The 14,221-nt window shown below is 70.6% G+C and carries 17 protein-coding genes; 2 read left to right on the plus strand and 15 right to left on the minus strand.

What is annotated here, in order from left to right; all coding sequences use genetic code 11:
• Positions 1-59: 59 nt before the first annotated feature.
• The 10 genes from OHB00_RS30490 to OHB00_RS30535 are packed head-to-tail and all read right to left on the minus strand — an operon-like array spanning position 60 to position 10,118.
• Positions 60-590 (minus strand): hypothetical protein, encoded by a 531-nt coding sequence (locus tag OHB00_RS30490; RefSeq protein ID WP_406439435.1) that lies wholly within the window; start codon positions 588-590, stop codon positions 60-62.
• Positions 591-601: 11 nt separating this feature from the next.
• The gene (locus tag OHB00_RS30495) at positions 602-1,324 is read right to left on the minus strand and encodes a hypothetical protein (protein WP_406439436.1); all 723 of its coding nucleotides are present in this window, start codon (positions 1,322-1,324) and stop codon (positions 602-604) included.
• Positions 1,324-2,451 carry a hypothetical protein gene (locus OHB00_RS30500; RefSeq protein ID WP_406439438.1) on the minus strand — a complete coding sequence of 376 codons (1,128 nt, stop codon included), beginning with the start codon at positions 2,449-2,451 and terminating at the stop codon, positions 1,324-1,326. Before OHB00_RS30500 ends, OHB00_RS30495 begins: the two co-directional genes overlap by 1 nt.
• Before the next feature lie 29 nt (positions 2,452-2,480).
• Positions 2,481-3,521, minus strand: a complete 1,041-nt coding sequence (locus OHB00_RS30505) for a hypothetical protein (RefSeq protein ID WP_406439440.1) — start codon at positions 3,519-3,521, stop codon at positions 2,481-2,483.
• Positions 3,522-3,557: 36 nt separating this feature from the next.
• Positions 3,558-4,775 (minus strand): hypothetical protein, encoded by a 1,218-nt coding sequence (locus tag OHB00_RS30510; protein WP_406439442.1) that lies wholly within the window; start codon positions 4,773-4,775, stop codon positions 3,558-3,560.
• A 34-nt stretch (positions 4,776-4,809) separates the two neighbouring features.
• Positions 4,810-6,003: a hypothetical protein gene (locus tag OHB00_RS30515; protein WP_406439444.1), complete on the minus strand. Its 1,194-nt coding sequence runs from the start codon at positions 6,001-6,003 to the stop codon at positions 4,810-4,812.
• A gap of 4 nt (positions 6,004-6,007) precedes the next feature.
• On the minus strand, positions 6,008-6,928 hold the full coding sequence (locus OHB00_RS30520; protein ID WP_406439446.1) for a phage distal tail protein: 921 nt from the start codon (positions 6,926-6,928) through the stop codon (positions 6,008-6,010).
• Positions 6,929-6,949: 21 nt separating this feature from the next.
• Positions 6,950-8,215 carry a tape-measure protein gene (locus OHB00_RS30525; RefSeq protein WP_406439448.1) on the minus strand — a complete coding sequence of 422 codons (1,266 nt, stop codon included), beginning with the start codon at positions 8,213-8,215 and terminating at the stop codon, positions 6,950-6,952.
• The gene (locus tag OHB00_RS30530) at positions 8,212-9,408 is read right to left on the minus strand and encodes a phage tail protein (RefSeq protein WP_406439450.1); all 1,197 of its coding nucleotides are present in this window, start codon (positions 9,406-9,408) and stop codon (positions 8,212-8,214) included. The genes OHB00_RS30525 and OHB00_RS30530 overlap by 4 nt, the downstream gene beginning before the upstream one ends.
• Positions 9,409-9,458: 50 nt before the next feature.
• A complete protein-coding gene (locus tag OHB00_RS30535) occupies positions 9,459-10,118 on the minus strand; it encodes a hypothetical protein (RefSeq protein WP_406439452.1) in 660 nt (219 codons plus the stop codon).
• A gap of 74 nt (positions 10,119-10,192) precedes the next feature.
• Here OHB00_RS30535 and OHB00_RS30540 point away from each other — a divergent pair, with 74 nt between their 5' ends.
• Entirely contained in the window at positions 10,193-10,594 is a 402-nt protein-coding gene (locus OHB00_RS30540; protein WP_406439454.1) for a DUF3592 domain-containing protein, read from the plus strand.
• 301 nt (positions 10,595-10,895) lie between these two features.
• On the opposite strand, the gene OHB00_RS30545 is transcribed toward OHB00_RS30540, so the two are convergent.
• On the minus strand, positions 10,896-11,093 hold the full coding sequence (locus OHB00_RS30545; protein WP_406439456.1) for a hypothetical protein: 198 nt from the start codon (positions 11,091-11,093) through the stop codon (positions 10,896-10,898).
• A 368-nt stretch (positions 11,094-11,461) separates the two neighbouring features.
• Between OHB00_RS30545 and OHB00_RS30550 the strand changes: the two genes are divergently transcribed.
• Positions 11,462-12,241: a hypothetical protein gene (locus tag OHB00_RS30550; RefSeq protein ID WP_406439458.1), complete on the plus strand. Its 780-nt coding sequence runs from the start codon at positions 11,462-11,464 to the stop codon at positions 12,239-12,241.
• A gap of 17 nt (positions 12,242-12,258) precedes the next feature.
• On the opposite strand, the gene OHB00_RS30555 is transcribed toward OHB00_RS30550, so the two are convergent.
• The 4 genes from OHB00_RS30555 to OHB00_RS30570 all read right to left on the minus strand — a co-directional run bounded on the left by OHB00_RS30555 (position 12,259) and on the right by OHB00_RS30570 (position 14,173).
• Positions 12,259-12,606, minus strand: coding sequence for a hypothetical protein (locus tag OHB00_RS30555; protein ID WP_406446057.1), 348 nt, complete (start codon positions 12,604-12,606; stop codon positions 12,259-12,261).
• A gap of 65 nt (positions 12,607-12,671) precedes the next feature.
• Positions 12,672-12,962 (minus strand): hypothetical protein, encoded by a 291-nt coding sequence (locus tag OHB00_RS30560; RefSeq protein ID WP_406439459.1) that lies wholly within the window; start codon positions 12,960-12,962, stop codon positions 12,672-12,674.
• 76 nt (positions 12,963-13,038) lie between these two features.
• On the minus strand, positions 13,039-13,638 hold the full coding sequence (locus tag OHB00_RS30565; RefSeq protein WP_406439461.1) for a phage tail protein: 600 nt from the start codon (positions 13,636-13,638) through the stop codon (positions 13,039-13,041).
• Between the two features lie 121 nt (positions 13,639-13,759).
• A complete protein-coding gene (locus OHB00_RS30570) occupies positions 13,760-14,173 on the minus strand; it encodes a hypothetical protein (protein WP_406439463.1) in 414 nt (137 codons plus the stop codon).
• Between the last annotated feature and the right edge of the window lie 48 nt (positions 14,174-14,221).

Consider the following 14,221-nt stretch of genomic DNA (forward strand, 5'->3'; position numbering starts at 1 on the left):
TGAAAAAACCCCGGCCGGCGGGTACGGCTCGGGGCGTGCGTGCGATGGAGGGGGAGGACTCAGGCGGATCCGGTGTCGGTGGCCGCGGCCGTCGTATCCGAAGTGCCGTCGGCCGAGCCGCCGTCGACCGAAGTGTCGTCGGCCGAGCTGCTGTCGACCGAACTGCCGTCGGTCGAGCCGCCGTCGCCCGAACCGGTGTTGCCCGAAGCGCCGGCGTCCGAACCGTCCCCGGTGGTCGTCCACTTCGCGCACAGGGCCGTGTAAGCGGCCGTGCTGTCCGCGAAGTTGGCGAGGGCGGCGGCCACCGCGCGCTGGATCGCGGTCTGGTCCGGGACGACCGGGTCCGTGCCGACGGGCTGGACGGTGACCCGGCCGATGCCGCGCAGGACGGCGCCGTTGGTGCCGGTCTCCGTGAACTGGGCGGAGATGTTCACGGGCGAGTAGGTGCCCGTGATCGAGTCCGGGCCGATCACGGTGCTCAGGCTGGTGTCGGAGACGTTGACGTAGACCGTGTGGCCGGCCTCGGTGATGGTGGCCCGGCCGGCGAAGTCGATGGCCAGGCCCCAGGGCTGGGTGGTGTCGATGTCCATGAGGTCCTCTCTCAGGTCTGACGGCCGTACATGAGCACGGGGTTGGCGTAGACGGTGCCGGAGGTGCTGGTGACCATGGCCTGGATCTCCACCTTGAGCAGGGTGTTGTAGACGGAGGCGAAGTCGGAGCTGATCGGGCCCGAGTAGTCGAAGTCCGCCGGAGTGCCGGCGACACCGCCCCACTGGACGCCGTTGACCAGCACCTGGACCTGACCGGTGGCGCCGGAGCTGGCCCGGGTGTTGATCAGCAGCCGCATGTTCGGCTGCCAGACGACGTTGTACGACATCGCGATCGTCGTGAAGCCGCTGGTCGTGGTGGTCTGCGGCCAGCGGGCCACGGCCGTGTCCTGGGGCGGCAGCATGTTCAGCCAGGGCCGGGCGAGGCCGCCGGTGGCCACGTCGTCGGAGATCAGCTCACGGTTGGCCGAGTCGTAGATGCGCAGCGGTTGCAGCCCGGTGGCGGTGCTGTCGCCGTTGTACAGGCTCAGGGCCAGCTGGCCGGTCTGGCGGCGCATCGCCAGGCCGTACTCGGCGCCGGTCCACTTGCCGACCGCGAAGATGGCGGGGCCGCCGGACGGTGGCCGGACGGCCAGCGAGCCGCCGCCGGTGATCTCCACCGCGCCGCCCGTGACCGTGTTCTGGGCGGGCCGGGTGTTGACGGCGGTGGACAGCTGCTGGATCCGGCGTTCCATCTGGGTGAGCCGGTCGATGATGTCTTCGGGGAGCTGGGGCATCAGGCGGCCTCCTCCAGGTAGAGCTCGGCGGTGTCCGGGCGGCCGCGCTGGGCCGGGCTGACCTTGACGCCGATGATCCGGTAGCGGACGTCCAGGCCCTCGGTGAACCACTCGTCGGTGATCCGGACCCGCGCGGTGCGGCCGAGCAGCGCGGTCGGCACCAGGTCGTCGAGGCGGATGCTGATCTCGGGGATCACCACCGCACCGGTCGCCGCGGCCAGTTCGGCGCGGGCGAGGGCGTCCAGGGTGGCCTGGTCGGAGATGTCGTTGTGGTCGGAGGTCAGGTCGATACGCGGATAGCCGGCCTGTTCGATCAGCTGGTCGGCGACCGCGATCGCGGAGGCCAGCGGCCGGGACTCGCTGGCCTGGTCGGAGTTGATGGACGCGCCGCGCGCCCGGGCGGTGGTGCCGCCGCGGGTGGCGTCGCGCGGGAAGGAGTACGACAGGATCGTGCCGGGCCGGTCCAGGACCAGGTCGGTGGAGCCGGTCCCGATCCTCGGGTGGCCCAGCACCAGGCGGCGCACCCGGCTCCCGGAGACCGGGTCGGTGTAGACGGTGACGTGGTACTCGAAGCCGTCCTCCAGGGCGGCCAGCGAGTCCAGCGCGTCCTGGTAGGAGGTCTCGTCGCCGTCCCGGTAGCTGACCGTGCGGTGGACACCGGAGGTCTCGGCGCCGGGGGTGACGAGGATGTTCCCGCCGTCCAGGCCCGTCTGCATGTCGGCCCACAGCCCCCGGGCGATGTCCAGTTGGTCGTTGTCGGGGAAGGAGAGCGTCTTGTCGGCGGTGTTCACGGGCCGGATCATCCGTCGTCCCGCGTACGACTCGAAGGTCGCCGCCTGGATGCCGAGGGTGAGGATCCCCTGGTCGTCGCTCTGCAGGGTGCTGGTCCAGATGATTCCGCCCCACCACAGGTCGGTACCGCGCTGGAGGTAGACCGAGGTGCGGCCCTCCTCGATGCGCCGGACCCGTGCGGCCATCTCCGCGTTGGGGACGGGGACGGTGCCCGAGAGCGAGCCGGCCTTGCCGATGTAGTCGTCGACGGTGACGTCGCGCAGCGGCAGGATGTCGATGGTGTTGTCGGTGAGCAGGTCGCAGAAGATCGCCCGGTAGGGCGTGTTCGTGGGCATGGGCTGTCAGCTCCTTGGCCGGCCGGCGGTCACAGCACGAAGGACGTGCAGACACGCACGTTGTTGCCGACCTGGATCACTCCGCTGGTCGCCCACGTGACGAGGGAGACGGAGCCGTCGACGGCGATCCGGGCCGCGCCGCTGGCGAATCCGTCGGTCGCGATCGCGTAGCTGTCGACCGCGGGCCGCCAGCCGGACGGCAGTGTGGCCATCAGCTCGTCGGTGACGTTGCCCGGGTTGGTGGTGCCGGCGGCCGTGGCGGTGAGGCTGCTCGTCGTCCGGTTCAGGGCGAGGGTGAACGAGCAGACGCCGCGCGTGCGCCGGGCGCTGAAGGATGTCAGGCTCCAGTTGCCCGTGGCGGTGGCGCCGGTCGTGGTGGTCTCCACGACGAGGGGCGGCTGGTAGTCGGCCCAGGCGGTGCCGGACCAGCGCTGGAGCACTCCGTCGACGTCCCGGTACTGGCCCGGGTAGGAGCCGATGCTGGTGTCGGTGCTGACGGGCAGGATGCCGCCGATCGCGACGGTGGCCGTGCGCAGGCCGGTCAGGGCCGTGGTCCAGGCGATGGCGCTGGTTCCCGCGCTCGCGTTGGCCTGGACGGCGACCTGGTACAGCGGCAGGGCCAGGTCCGGGGCGGTGGGCGCGACCGGGGTGGCGGCCGGCGTGCCCTTGATGATCTCGACGACGGCCTCGGTGCGGCCGGAGCCGTCGTAGGTGTCGTCGTAGACGCGCAGCACGACCAGGTCCACCCGGCCGTACTGGGCGTCGCCGTTGTCGAAGGCGATCGTCACGTAGTCGGGCAGCGCGACCGGGTAGGCACCCCGGGTGCTGGGCGTGGTCTGGGAGTCGGGGGCCTGGATGACGGCCCGGCCCGGACTGACCGTGGCGGTCATGGTGTTGGTGATGCCGGTCAGGGTGAAGCCGGACAGGCGGTACTGGCCGTTGTAGGAGCCCGGCAGGACGCCGGAGCGGGTGCCCACCGGCGAGGTCGGGGAGAGGGCGCCGAGCGGGACGAGCCGGGTGTCCTCGCGGGTCTGGCTGTCCGGGGACAGCCAGCCGGAGCGTACGGGCATGGTGAACTCCTTTGTGTGGGGGCGCGACGCCTGCGGTCAGGAAGCGGATTCGTAGGTGCCGTAGACGGACAGCACGTCACCGGCGGCCCAGGTGATGGGCGCCGACTTGTCCCAGATCGCGGTGGTGGCGGCGACCCCGTCGCGCAGCGACCGGACGACGCCGCCGTTGGCCGTCGCGAGCAGGCCGGTGCCCTGGTAGAAGAGCTGGGCCGACGCGTCGTAGGCGACCGCCGTCAGCACCCGCCCGTCCAGCTTCCACGCGGTGGAGACCGGCGCGACCGGCAGCGAGAACGTCCAGTTGGCGTTGGCGTCCTGTGCGGAGAGGTTGGTCGTCGACCCGATCAGCAGATAGATCCGGACGTGGACGACGGTGCCCGTCTTCACGTACGACCCGGTGAGCGTGCCGTTGCCGATCGTGGGCGCGGTACCGGTCTCGGCGCGCCACACCGGCGTGTAGTCGGTCCAGGCCGGCACCGGCTGGTACGACACCCACGTCGAGCCGTTCCAGCGCTGCAGCAGCCCGGCCGAGGAGTCCCGGTACTGCCCGGTGTAGCTGGCGGTGGTGACGGCGCCGGCCGGGGCGATGCCGCCGAGCGCGCTCGGGTACGACACCCACGCCGAGCCGTCCCAGCGCTGCAGCGCGCCGCCGGAGTCGCGGTACTGGCCGGGATAGGCGCCGTTGCCGGTCTCGCCGTACGCCGGCAGGATGCCGCCCACCGCGACGGTGGGGGTGCGCAGGTCGGTGAGGGCGGTGCTCCAGTCGAGGCCGCCCTTGCCGGCGCTGGCTCCGGCGGGGACGGCGACCTGGTAGATCGGCAGCGCGATGGCCGGGGCGGCCGGCGCGACCGGGGTGGTGGCCGGGGTGCCCTGGACGATCTCCAGGGCGGCCTTGGTCTGCCCGGAGTTGTCGTACAGCGAGTCGTAGATCCTGAGGACGACGAGGTCGATGCGCGGGTTGGAGGCGTCGCCGTCGGCGAAGGTGAGGGTCGCCGGTTCCGGCAGTGTGACCGGGTAGGCGCCCTGGCCGGCGCCGGCCGCGATGACGGCCCGGCCCTCGTGGACGGTGGCCTTCATGGAGCCGGTGGTGCCGTCCATCCAGTAGCCGGACATCCGGTACAGGCCGTCGTACGACCCGGGCAGGATGCCGGAGCGGACTTCGAGCGGGTTGGCCGGTGTGGTCGCGCCCAGCTGGGTCAGCCGGGTGTCCTCGCGGGTCTGGCCGGTCTCGGCCACCCATGAGCTGCGCAGGTTCATCTGCAGGTCTCCTGTGGTGTGGTGCGGGCGGAGGTCAGGAACGGAGCCATTCGGCCGTGAGGTTGGTGGCGTAGCCGGAGCCGCCGAGAGTGGTGAGCGTCGAGCCCGAGTTCTGCAGCCCGTACAGCGCGAGCTTGTCGCCGGCCGCGCACTTGATCAGCGCGCTGCCGCCGACGCTGGTCGCGCCCGGCCCGGCGCCGACCAGCCAGGTGGCGCGCGGTACCCCGGCACCGTTCTGGTAGATCCGGGCACCGCGCGAACCGCTGGTCGACTCGGTGAACCAGGTGATGGCCGCGGTGACCCGCCACCACCCGGCGCGGGGCACGGTGTAGGTGTTCGACCCGGACCATCCGCTGACGTCGTCCACATCGGTGGTGGCCATGGTGATCTGGGTCCAGCTGCCGGTGGCGACGGACTGGGCGGTGCCCTGTTCGACGCTGAGCAGGATTTTGGACCGGCCTTCGGCGTACTGCCAGGCGCTGCCGTCCCAGCGCTGCAGCAGCCCGCTCGCGTTCTCCTGGTACTGGCCGACGTAACTGCCGGTGCTGAGCGCGCCGACGGGGGCGATCCCGCCGACCGCTTTGGGATAGGACACCCACGCCGAGCCGTCCCAGCGCTGGAGCGTGCCCGGGGTGTCGCGGTACTGGCCGGCGTAGGCGCCGTTGAAGCCGCTGGCCGGGACGATGCCGCCGAGGGCGGCGGTCGCGTAGCGCAGGCTGGTGACCGCCGTGTCCCAGGCGATCCCGCCGTTACCGGCCGAGGCGCCGGCGGGCACCAGGATCTGGTAGAGCGGCAGGGCCTGGCCGTCGGGGGTGCCGGGCGCGACGGGGGTGGCGGCGGGGGTGCCCCGGACCAGGCGGACCACGGCCCGGTCGACCCCCGTGGCGTCGAACTCGTCGTCGAGTACGGCGAGTTCGACGAGGTCGATCCGGGCGTACTGGGCGTCGCCGTCCGGGACGGTCAGGTTCTCCGGGTCGGTGACGGCCACCGGGTAGGCGCCTTGCAGGATCCGCCCGCTCTGCACGAAGGCCCGGCCGGTGCCGATCGTGAACGCCATCGTTCCGGTGCCGCCGGTGAGGGTGAACCCGCCGGGAACGATGCCGCCGCGCCCCTTGAGGGGGACGTTCTCGGCCGCGCTGGCGTTGATCGTGAGCAGGCCGGAGAGGGTGAGCCGGGTGTCCTGCCGGGTCTGGCCGGTGGGGCTGAGCCAGGACGCGGTGACGGTCATGTGATCACCACTCCGCCGAGCGCCAGCGGACGGAGAGCTGGGCGCCGGTGCCGTAGGTGTCGGGGCGGAACGCCAGCTGGGCGCGGCCCGGTTCGAAGGCGAACAGCTCCTCGGGGCCGCTGTCGGCGGCGGCCGTGTGCCGGCGGGAGGCGGTGGCGTTGAGGGTGACCGTCCCTTCCGCGGTGTCGACGACCAGCTCGTCACCCGCCGCGAGCCCGATCTCGTAGCGGAGCCTGCGGCCCGAAGTGCGGTCGGTGACGGTCGGGTTGGTGCAGGGGCCGGTGAAGGTGAGCACGGGGTGGGTCGGGGCCGAGCCGTTGTTGTCGGCGCTGACGTCACCGGTCGAGGCAGCCTGGCCCCAGTACAGCGGCCAGGTCAGCGGCCAGGTGAGCCCGCTCTCCGGCTGCGGGGCACCGGTCACGGCGGCCTGCTCGTCGACGGCGTAACGGCGCGGATCGGTGGCGTACCACTGCACGGACGCCCTGGAGACGCCCTGGGTGGTGTACGTCCGGTCGGTGGTGAGCACGCGCTGGCTGACGCGGGCCCGGACGGCGAGGGTCTCGCCGTGCAGCCGCACCGCCAGCCACCGCTCGTCGTCGCCGAGCAGCAGGGCCTGGCGCAGGGCGCGCATCGCGGCGAGGGAGGAGTCGGTGTCGTCGGCCGTCGGTACGGTCCACACCGTGCCGCCGACCTTGCGGGGCTTGGCGTAGCGCGCGCCCGGCCAGGCGCCGTGCGCGGTGGGGTGGTCGGCGTCGGTGGTGTCGTAGTCGGGCAGGTCCTCCCAGCCGCTGAGCCCGTCGCTGCCGATCTCGTACGGTGTACCGGCGCCCATCAGCAGTCCGGCCCACTGCATCTGCCCGTCGCGGGTGATGAGTGAGCCGGGGGGAACGTCGTCGGTGTATGCGGTTGTGGTCAGGTCGGCCATCGGGCCTTCACCTCACAGTGGTCACGGGCAGGCGTGGGCGGAGGCCAGGAAGAGCAGGTCGGTCGCGGTGGCATGGGCGCCGGCGCCGTGGCTCTCGTGGAACTCCTTGATGCGGTGGCGGGGCTGGGCCTTCGCGCCGTCGCGGCGGGCGAGGGCCCGCTGGCGCTCCAGGGCGGTGAGGGAGAGCACCTTGCCCGTCCGGGTGGCGCCGGGGACGGCGACCCCGCCCTCCGCGAGCATCGGGATCTTGCTGAGATGGACGCCGAACTTCTTGCCGAAGAAGCTGAAGCTGAGCTTGTTCAGCCCGTCGATCACCCAGTTCGCGAAGGCGACGAGCCCCTGGATCGGGCCCTTGATCACCCCGGCGACGGTCTGCGCGCCGGTGGTGACGAACTGGCCCATGGCGTGCAGGGTGTTGGAGGTGGCGTCCTTGATGCGGCCGAACCCCTTGGGGATGTCCTTCGTGATCCAGTCCAGGACCGGCCGGACGGCGTTCTTGAACCCGCTCCAGACCGCCGACACCTTGCCGCTCAGCGCCCGGGTGTCGCCGGTGGTGAGCGCCTTGAGGAGGGCGAAGCCGGTGCCGATGAGGGTGGAGAGGGCGGTGAGGACTCCGGTGATGAGGGTGAGGTAGCCGGTGACGTACGTGCCGACCACGGTCGCGATGGCCTTGAGGAGCGGGGTGAGGACGGCCAGGTAGCTCTGGACGTAGTGGAGGATCAGCTTGGCGAGCTGCTGCATCAGGCGCCGGCCGGTCTCGGAGTTGAGGGCCAGGTCGATCAGGTAGCCGGCCAGGGGTACCAACAGCGCGAGCACGAACCCGAACGGGTTGGCCCGCATGCCGACGTTGATGGCGTCCATGGCGATCGAGCCGACGGTCATGGCGACCCCGAGGGCGGTCATCAGCTTGGCGACCGGACCGGTGACGGTGACCAGACCCCCGAGCAGGGTCAGAGCACCCCCCACGCCCAGTGCCAGCCTTCCCAGGGAGCCCTTGCCGCCCCCCGCCTTGTCGGCCGCTGCCTTGACGCCGGTGGCGGCGGCGGAAGCGGTGCGGCCCGCCCCGGCCAGCGCGGCGTCGGCGGACTGGGCGCGGGTCCTGGTCTCGCGGAGCGCGGCGGTGTCCGCCTCGGCGGCCGAGCGGATGCGGTCGGCGGCGGTGGTGGCGTCCTTGAACCCGGTGACGGACGCCTTGAGGGCGCGTGCGGTCGCCTCGGCCGCGCTCCGCATACGGCTCAGCGCTCCCGCGGTCCCCTCCAGCCCCGTCCGGGTCCCCGCGCTGCTCATCCGCGCGCCTTCGCCAGGAACATCAGCGCGTCGGCGGTCCGCTGCGGGCTGCTGGTCTCGGCCGCGTAGTAGTGCTCGATGTGCAGCGCGCTGCCGTCCGGGCCGGAGACCCCGGCATACGCCCGCCCGCGCGCGGCCGCCCGCTTCAGCAGCCGGTCGAGCTTGCTGAGCGGCAGCACGGCCTCCGCCTCACCGGCCTCGGCGAGCAGCGCGGGGACACCGCCGGAGCGAGGCATGACGACACCACCGGTGGCCAGCGCGGGGATCCTCGGCAGGCTGACGCCGAACGTCTTGCCGCCGACCATCGGCACCCAGCCCGGGATGGAGACGTGGATGCCGTTGAGGGCGCCGATCGCGGAGTTGATGATGCCGATGACCGCGTTGATCGGGCCGCGGACCGCGCCCTTGATGCCGTCGAAGGCGCGGCCCGCGATGCCCTTGAGCCCGCCCCAGATGCTGGACAGCCGGTCCTTGACGGCCTGGAAGGCGTTCGGGATCGCGGACCTGACCCAGCTGACGACCGGCGAGATGACGGCCTTGATGCCCTTCCACACGTTGGAGACGACCGAGCGGATCGCGTTGAGCACGCCGGTGATGATCGACTTCCACATGTTGACGTACGTGCGGATGACGGTGGCGACGGCCTTGACGATGTTGGTGATGGCCGTCTTGATGCCGTTCCAGACCGACTTGATCAGCGTGCCCGCGTTCTTCATGATCGGCCCGACGGCCTTCATGACGTTGCTGATCACGGTGTGGATGACCTCGAAGGCCTGCTTCATGATCTTCTGCATGGTCTTCGACCGGAGGGCCATGTCGACGACCATGCTGATCAGCGGGGCGAGCAGGCCGAGCAGCACGCCGATGACATTGCCCTTCATCGACTTGTTCAGCCCGTTCATTCCCGTCCCGGCCTTGTCGGCTCCGGACTTGAATCTGCCGAGCAGTCCGCCGCTCTTCTCTCCGGTCTTGCCCGCCTTGCCTACGGACCGCTCCGCCTGGTCGGCCGCGGTCTTGAGCCCCTTCAATTCCCGAGCGGACCCCTCGGTCGCACTCTTGAGCCGTTTGAGGTCACCCTCACCGGTCCGCGCCTTGTCCCCGATGTTTTTCGCGGCGCCTGCTGCGCCTTCGGCCTGTGTCCTGAACCGCTGGAGCGCGGTCGCAGATCTGCCGAACGCTGCGACAAGAGACACGTGCTGCTCCTCTTCTCGTTGCTTTCGTTTGTCGGCCTGACCGGCATGCGTCAGGCGCTGCCGAGAGTCCTTTCAAGGGCCTCGGCCCTTTCCTTGATCACGTCCAGTTCGCCGGCCAGCCTGTTCAGTCCCTCTGCCGTTTGCCGGTACTGTTCCGCGTTCTCCGGCCTGAGGCGCCGGTCGCCCGAGCGTCGCTGCGCCTCGTTGGCCTGCCCGGTCGCGCTCACGCGGGCGGTCTCGGCGAGGTGCGCCTGTCCGCCCAGCACCTGCCTGACCACGCCTTCGAGGTGTCCGATGCGCCGACCGTGCGTGTCGCTCGTGTCCTTCAGCGCTTTCGTGTCGACGGATTCACGACCCAGCATCCGCTCGATGTGCTTGACCCACGGGAACTGGATCTGGGCGCCGAGGACGCTGATTCCGCCTTCTGTGACGGCGATGGCGCTGGGGTTCCATGTGAGCCACTGGTTGCTTGCGTAGATGGCCTGATCGGTTGCCGCGATGTCTTTTCCGAAGAACGAGCTGAGCACCGACTCAAGGTGGTCGACCGGGGACTGGTCGGCCTTCTTCGCCAAGTCGTTCTTGAGGCCGGCGATTTGTTTGGAGAACTGACCTTTCAAACCCTCGGAGGTTTTTTCTGAGTCCTTCGAAAAATCGGATTCGACGTCGGTCAGCCGGTGTTCCAGTTCCTCATGCGTGACGTATTTGCTCATATTCTCACCTTCTTCTGGGGGGAGAACGGCATCGAAAGCCTGCGAAAGCTGTCCGAGTGTTGTAGATTGCCGCCGTGAAAGCGGGAACGATAGTCCTTAATGTCCTTCTTCTGGCGATTTGGATTGTTGTGGTGTGGGTGAGTTTCCTGCCCGCATGGCGTATGTACGTGCTTGGCCGCAAAGGCGTGAAGAGTGACGCCGAGTGCGTCGGGCACGCCCGTGGACAGGTGGGCAAGGTGTTCGCCGTCTACGAGTTCGCGGATGCCACCGGTTCGCGTCACCGGCTGACCGTGGTGAACGGATCGTCGGTCCGCACGGGGGATCGGCATGACGTGGTCTACAACCCGGGGAAGCCGAATGTCGCCTTCCTGTGGCCGGTGTCGATGAAGGACGTCCGGAACCGTGTGCTGGGTGGGACGGTGCTGACGCTCATGCTCGCCCTCACCGCCTTCAGCATCTCCGGAGGGACGCTTTGAGTGCCGGCCCCCGTGCGGACGGCCGCGACCGGTACGGCGACGGAACCGGGGGGACGCCGGAACGGTCCTCGTCGGTCTGTCGGCTCACCGCAGCCGGAGGCGGACTCTGGGATGTCGCGCCGGGCATGGGTTCCTCGGGTGCGGCGGGAGTCCGGTTCGGTGCCCCAACTGGCCGTCGGCAGCGACCCGTTGATGGAGCGCGGGAGGGGGCTGCGGCTGGTCGAGGCGGTGGCGCGGCGGTGGGGGTGGCACCGGGCGGGGTGCGGCGAGAAGCCGGTGTGGTGCACGTTCGCCGTAGGAGTCAGCGGTGGCTTCGGCGCGCTTGCGTCAGCGCGTCCGTCCAGCCGGCCGCGTAGGCGCGGGACTCGCGGGTGAGCAGTTCCTCGTACAGCCGGTCGAGCAGTGCCTCGCGATCGGGCGCGGGGGAGTGCAGGAGGTGGGCGAGGCGGGAGTAGGTGTCGATCGGCTGCTGCGGGAAGTTGCTCGTGCCAGTCGCCATGTCGTCGTCCTGCTTTCCGGTCTGTCCGCTGGGCTGGTGGTACAGGTGTGCGCTCCTGACGCGTTCGAAGCGTCTGTTCGAACTAGTGTACGAGTAATCCGGTGGTGTCGCTCCGTGTTTGCGGAAGGCGGTTAATTTCACTCTCCGTTGCCACCCGGGCCGGACCTGCGGTGATGCCGGGGGTGCGGTGGAGGTTGTGCCGGAAGTGTGGAGTAGGATCCCGCCGTTCTCCCGTCGGTGAATCGAAAGTGAACGGTGTGGCCTCACAACGGACCTGAGGGCCTGTCATACGACGGCGGACGGCCAACGGGCGGCCGTCCTCGCGCGGGGGGCGCGATGGGGGCAGGGACGAGAGCAAGGCCTATGGGGTGGACGGGGACGGGGACGCGGGCAACGCGCGGCAACGGCATGCGGTCGACTGGCTCGAACAGGCCGCCGATCTGCCACATCTCATCGCTCGTCTCTCCGAGCTGGTCCTGAGCCTCGGGTACGACCCCGGGGATCTGGTGATCCTGCCGCGAGGTGAGCTCGACCGGCGTGAGACGGCCGCGTACAGCGCAGGCTGGGCCGACGTGGTGGACGAGCGGATTCCGGCGGTACGACAGGCGTACGAGCAGCGGATCACCGCCGCCTATCTGCAAGGGCAGGAGGACGCCCGGACGGGGCGGCGGCCTCGGCGGGCGCGCAGGCCCGCAGGGCAGTCCGACGGGGACGGCGCGGTCATTCCGCTGCCGTATGTGCAGCTTCTGCGGCCGCCGCCCGAATTGACGCGGGTAGAGCGGCGCGGGGAGCGGGAGCGGTCCGTCGCGGACGGGACGCCGTGGGAGGGCGGCGGGGATGCCGACGACGGAACGGACGCCGGGCCCGGCGCCGACACCCTGCTGTCCGCCCGTGAGGTGCGGGAGAGACGGGTGGTGCCGGCCGCCGCCGAACGGCGTTCGGTGGTACGGCGGAACGGGCGGCCCAGTGTGCCGCCGTTGCAGCGGGACGCTTCCGGCGGTGGCCGGGACAAGGGGCGGGGGGCGGGCGGCGCGGAGCGGGGGCAGCAGGAGCAGGGCGACCAGTCCGGCGCCCGGCTCTCCGAAAAGGCCCGGGCCCTCGCGGACGAGCTGGAGGGCCGGGCCCCGAGTCGGCGCCGGGACGAGTAGAGCGCCGTACAGCGTGGTCAGCCGAAGAAGCGGGCCAGCTGTCCGGCCGACGGTGTCGCATCGGAGGGGGCCGGGTCCGGCTCCGGGTCCGGTTCGGCCGGGGGTGCCTCGTCGTCGTACGACGGCCTCGGCACCGGCGCCGGTGGCTCCGGCTGGTCGCCCTCCTCCGAGTTGACGCTCGCGAACATCCAGTTCGCCGCAGCCAGATGGTCCACGGCGGCAGCCAGGAGATGGTCGGACACCGACCACTCGGCGGCCTCGCCGTGCAGTTCCCTGTTCAGCGCGCTGTCGCGCGGCAGGTGCTTGACGAGCAGCGCGAGACGGCGTGCGGTCAGCGTCTCGCGGTGCCAGTCGAGCAGGTCGATGCCGTAGTAGCGGAGCAGGTCCGCTTCGAGCGCCTCGGCGTGTTCGTCGACGAACCCGACGAGGCTCAGCCTTCCCCCAGGCCGAGCCCGGTCTCCTTGCCGTAGGCCTCCAGGATGGCGGCGATGTCCTGCATGGTGACCTCGTGCTGTTCGAAGCGGGTGAACTGCTTCTCGCCGAGCAGTAGGCGCAGCAGTCCGTCCACGTCGTTGTCGTCGAGCCTGCGCAGTGCCTTGGCGGTGGCGCGGGTCAGCTCGGTGGGCAGGGTGTAGCTCTCGCCGTCCAGCTCGAACGACCAGGTACGGCCGAGGGCTTCGAGGCGCTGGGCGCGCGCCGCGTTGACGTCGAAACGGGCCATGGAGACTCCTTGGGCAGAGAAAGAAGGAGGGGGAGGAAGGGGTGGGGCGGACCGGGGTCCGCCCCACCCCGGTGGGTCAGGACGCGGCGTAAGCGGCGTCCTTCATCACGAAGCTGGCCAGCGCCGAGCCGTCGGCGGCGGCCATCGCCGTGAAGGTGATGCCGAGCTGGGCCGCCGACTTGCGGGCCAGCTTGATGTCGTCGGCCGCGGTGACCTGGCCGCGCGGGATGCCGAACCGGTAGGTGACGGTGGTGCCGTCGCTCGCCTTGACGTCCGTGAACTCCAGGCCGAGGGCGCGCACGTCGGCGAACGGGCGGTCGGCGATGTCGTACTTGTAGACGCCGGTCGAACCGGTCACCGCGTCCACCGTGCCGCCGCCCATGAAGAACGGCAGCGTGTCCTCGTTGAACTGCATCAGCGAGAACTTCAGGGTCAGGTCGCGGTCCGAGTACACGAAGTGCACCGGGCTGACGGCCTGCCACACGTCGACCGGCTCCAGCTTGTCCTTCTTGGAGAAGGTGACGCCGTCACCGGAGGTGAAGCCGAGGTTCTTCCAGCTCGCCCAGTCGGTGGAGGTGTCGGAGGAGAAGGTCGTCGGGACCTTGGTGTCGGCGGTGGCGACGTAGAGGCGGCCTACGCCGGCGATGCGGATCTCGGAGGAGTTGGTTCCTGCCATGGTGGTCTCTCCTTGTGGATATCGGGGTGGGTCGGTGCCGCACCCGGTGGTGTCCGGGTACGACGAAGGCCCCGCCGGGTGGCGGGGCCTTCGGTCTGTGGGGTGCGGAGGGTCGCGTCCGTCAGTAGACGTCCACGGACACCTTCATCAAGGTGACGTAGCGGTTGGCCGCGGAGTAGAGGTAGTCGGGCAGCCAGCGCGGGCCGTCCTGTTCCTCCACGTCCGTGACGAGGTTCGTGCCGTACCGGTTGTTCGCCATCGACAGCAGAGCCTGACGGGCGTCGTTGGCCAGGACGTGGGCGGCCTGCTTCGTCGGGCCGTACACCTCCAGCTCGATCACTGGATGGTCGACGTGGAGTTCGCCGACCCAGGCGCCGCCGCGGCGGTTCACGAAGACGGCGGCGGTCGTGCCGTCGAAGCCGGACGGCGCCTGCACGGCGACGGCGGCGCCGGAGAGCCGCGAGTCGTCCTTCAGGACGTCGACGATCATGGCCTCCACGTCGGGGAACGAGGCCGGTGGGGTGGGTGTGGTCATGCCGGATCACCTCGGGCAGCGTTGGGATGTGTGCGGCCGGCCTGCGGG

The sequence above is a fragment of the Streptomyces sp. NBC_00631 genome (assembly GCF_045206895.1).
In the GTDB taxonomy this organism is placed as follows: Bacteria; Actinomycetota; Actinomycetes; order Streptomycetales; family Streptomycetaceae; genus Streptomyces.

Excerpts from the sequence above, each read along its gene's own strand:
- OHB00_RS30535 (WP_406439452.1), bottom strand. The coding sequence starts at position 10,118 with ATGAGCAAATACGTCACGCATGAGGAACTGGAACACCGGCTGACCGAC.
- OHB00_RS30560 (WP_406439459.1), bottom strand. The coding sequence starts at position 12,962 with ATGGCCCGTTTCGACGTCAACGCGGCGCGCGCCCAGCGCCTCGAAGCC.
- OHB00_RS30565 (WP_406439461.1), bottom strand. The coding sequence starts at position 13,638 with ATGGCAGGAACCAACTCCTCCGAGATCCGCATCGCCGGCGTAGGCCGC.
- OHB00_RS30515 (WP_406439444.1), bottom strand. The coding sequence starts at position 6,003 with ATGACCGTCACCGCGTCCTGGCTCAGCCCCACCGGCCAGACCCGGCAG.
- OHB00_RS30495 (WP_406439436.1), bottom strand. The coding sequence starts at position 1,324 with ATGCCCCAGCTCCCCGAAGACATCATCGACCGGCTCACCCAGATGGAA.
- OHB00_RS30525 (WP_406439448.1), bottom strand. The coding sequence starts at position 8,215 with ATGAGCAGCGCGGGGACCCGGACGGGGCTGGAGGGGACCGCGGGAGCG.
- OHB00_RS30545 (WP_406439456.1), bottom strand. The coding sequence starts at position 11,093 with ATGGCGACTGGCACGAGCAACTTCCCGCAGCAGCCGATCGACACCTAC.
- OHB00_RS30505 (WP_406439440.1), bottom strand. The coding sequence starts at position 3,521 with ATGCCCGTACGCTCCGGCTGGCTGTCCCCGGACAGCCAGACCCGCGAG.
- OHB00_RS30490 (WP_406439435.1), bottom strand. The coding sequence starts at position 590 with ATGGACATCGACACCACCCAGCCCTGGGGCCTGGCCATCGACTTCGCC.
- OHB00_RS30520 (WP_406439446.1), bottom strand. The coding sequence starts at position 6,928 with ATGGCCGACCTGACCACAACCGCATACACCGACGACGTTCCCCCCGGC.
- OHB00_RS30570 (WP_406439463.1), bottom strand. The coding sequence starts at position 14,173 with ATGACCACACCCACCCCACCGGCCTCGTTCCCCGACGTGGAGGCCATG.
- OHB00_RS30510 (WP_406439442.1), bottom strand. The coding sequence starts at position 4,775 with ATGAACCTGCGCAGCTCATGGGTGGCCGAGACCGGCCAGACCCGCGAG.
- OHB00_RS30500 (WP_406439438.1), bottom strand. The coding sequence starts at position 2,451 with ATGCCCACGAACACGCCCTACCGGGCGATCTTCTGCGACCTGCTCACC.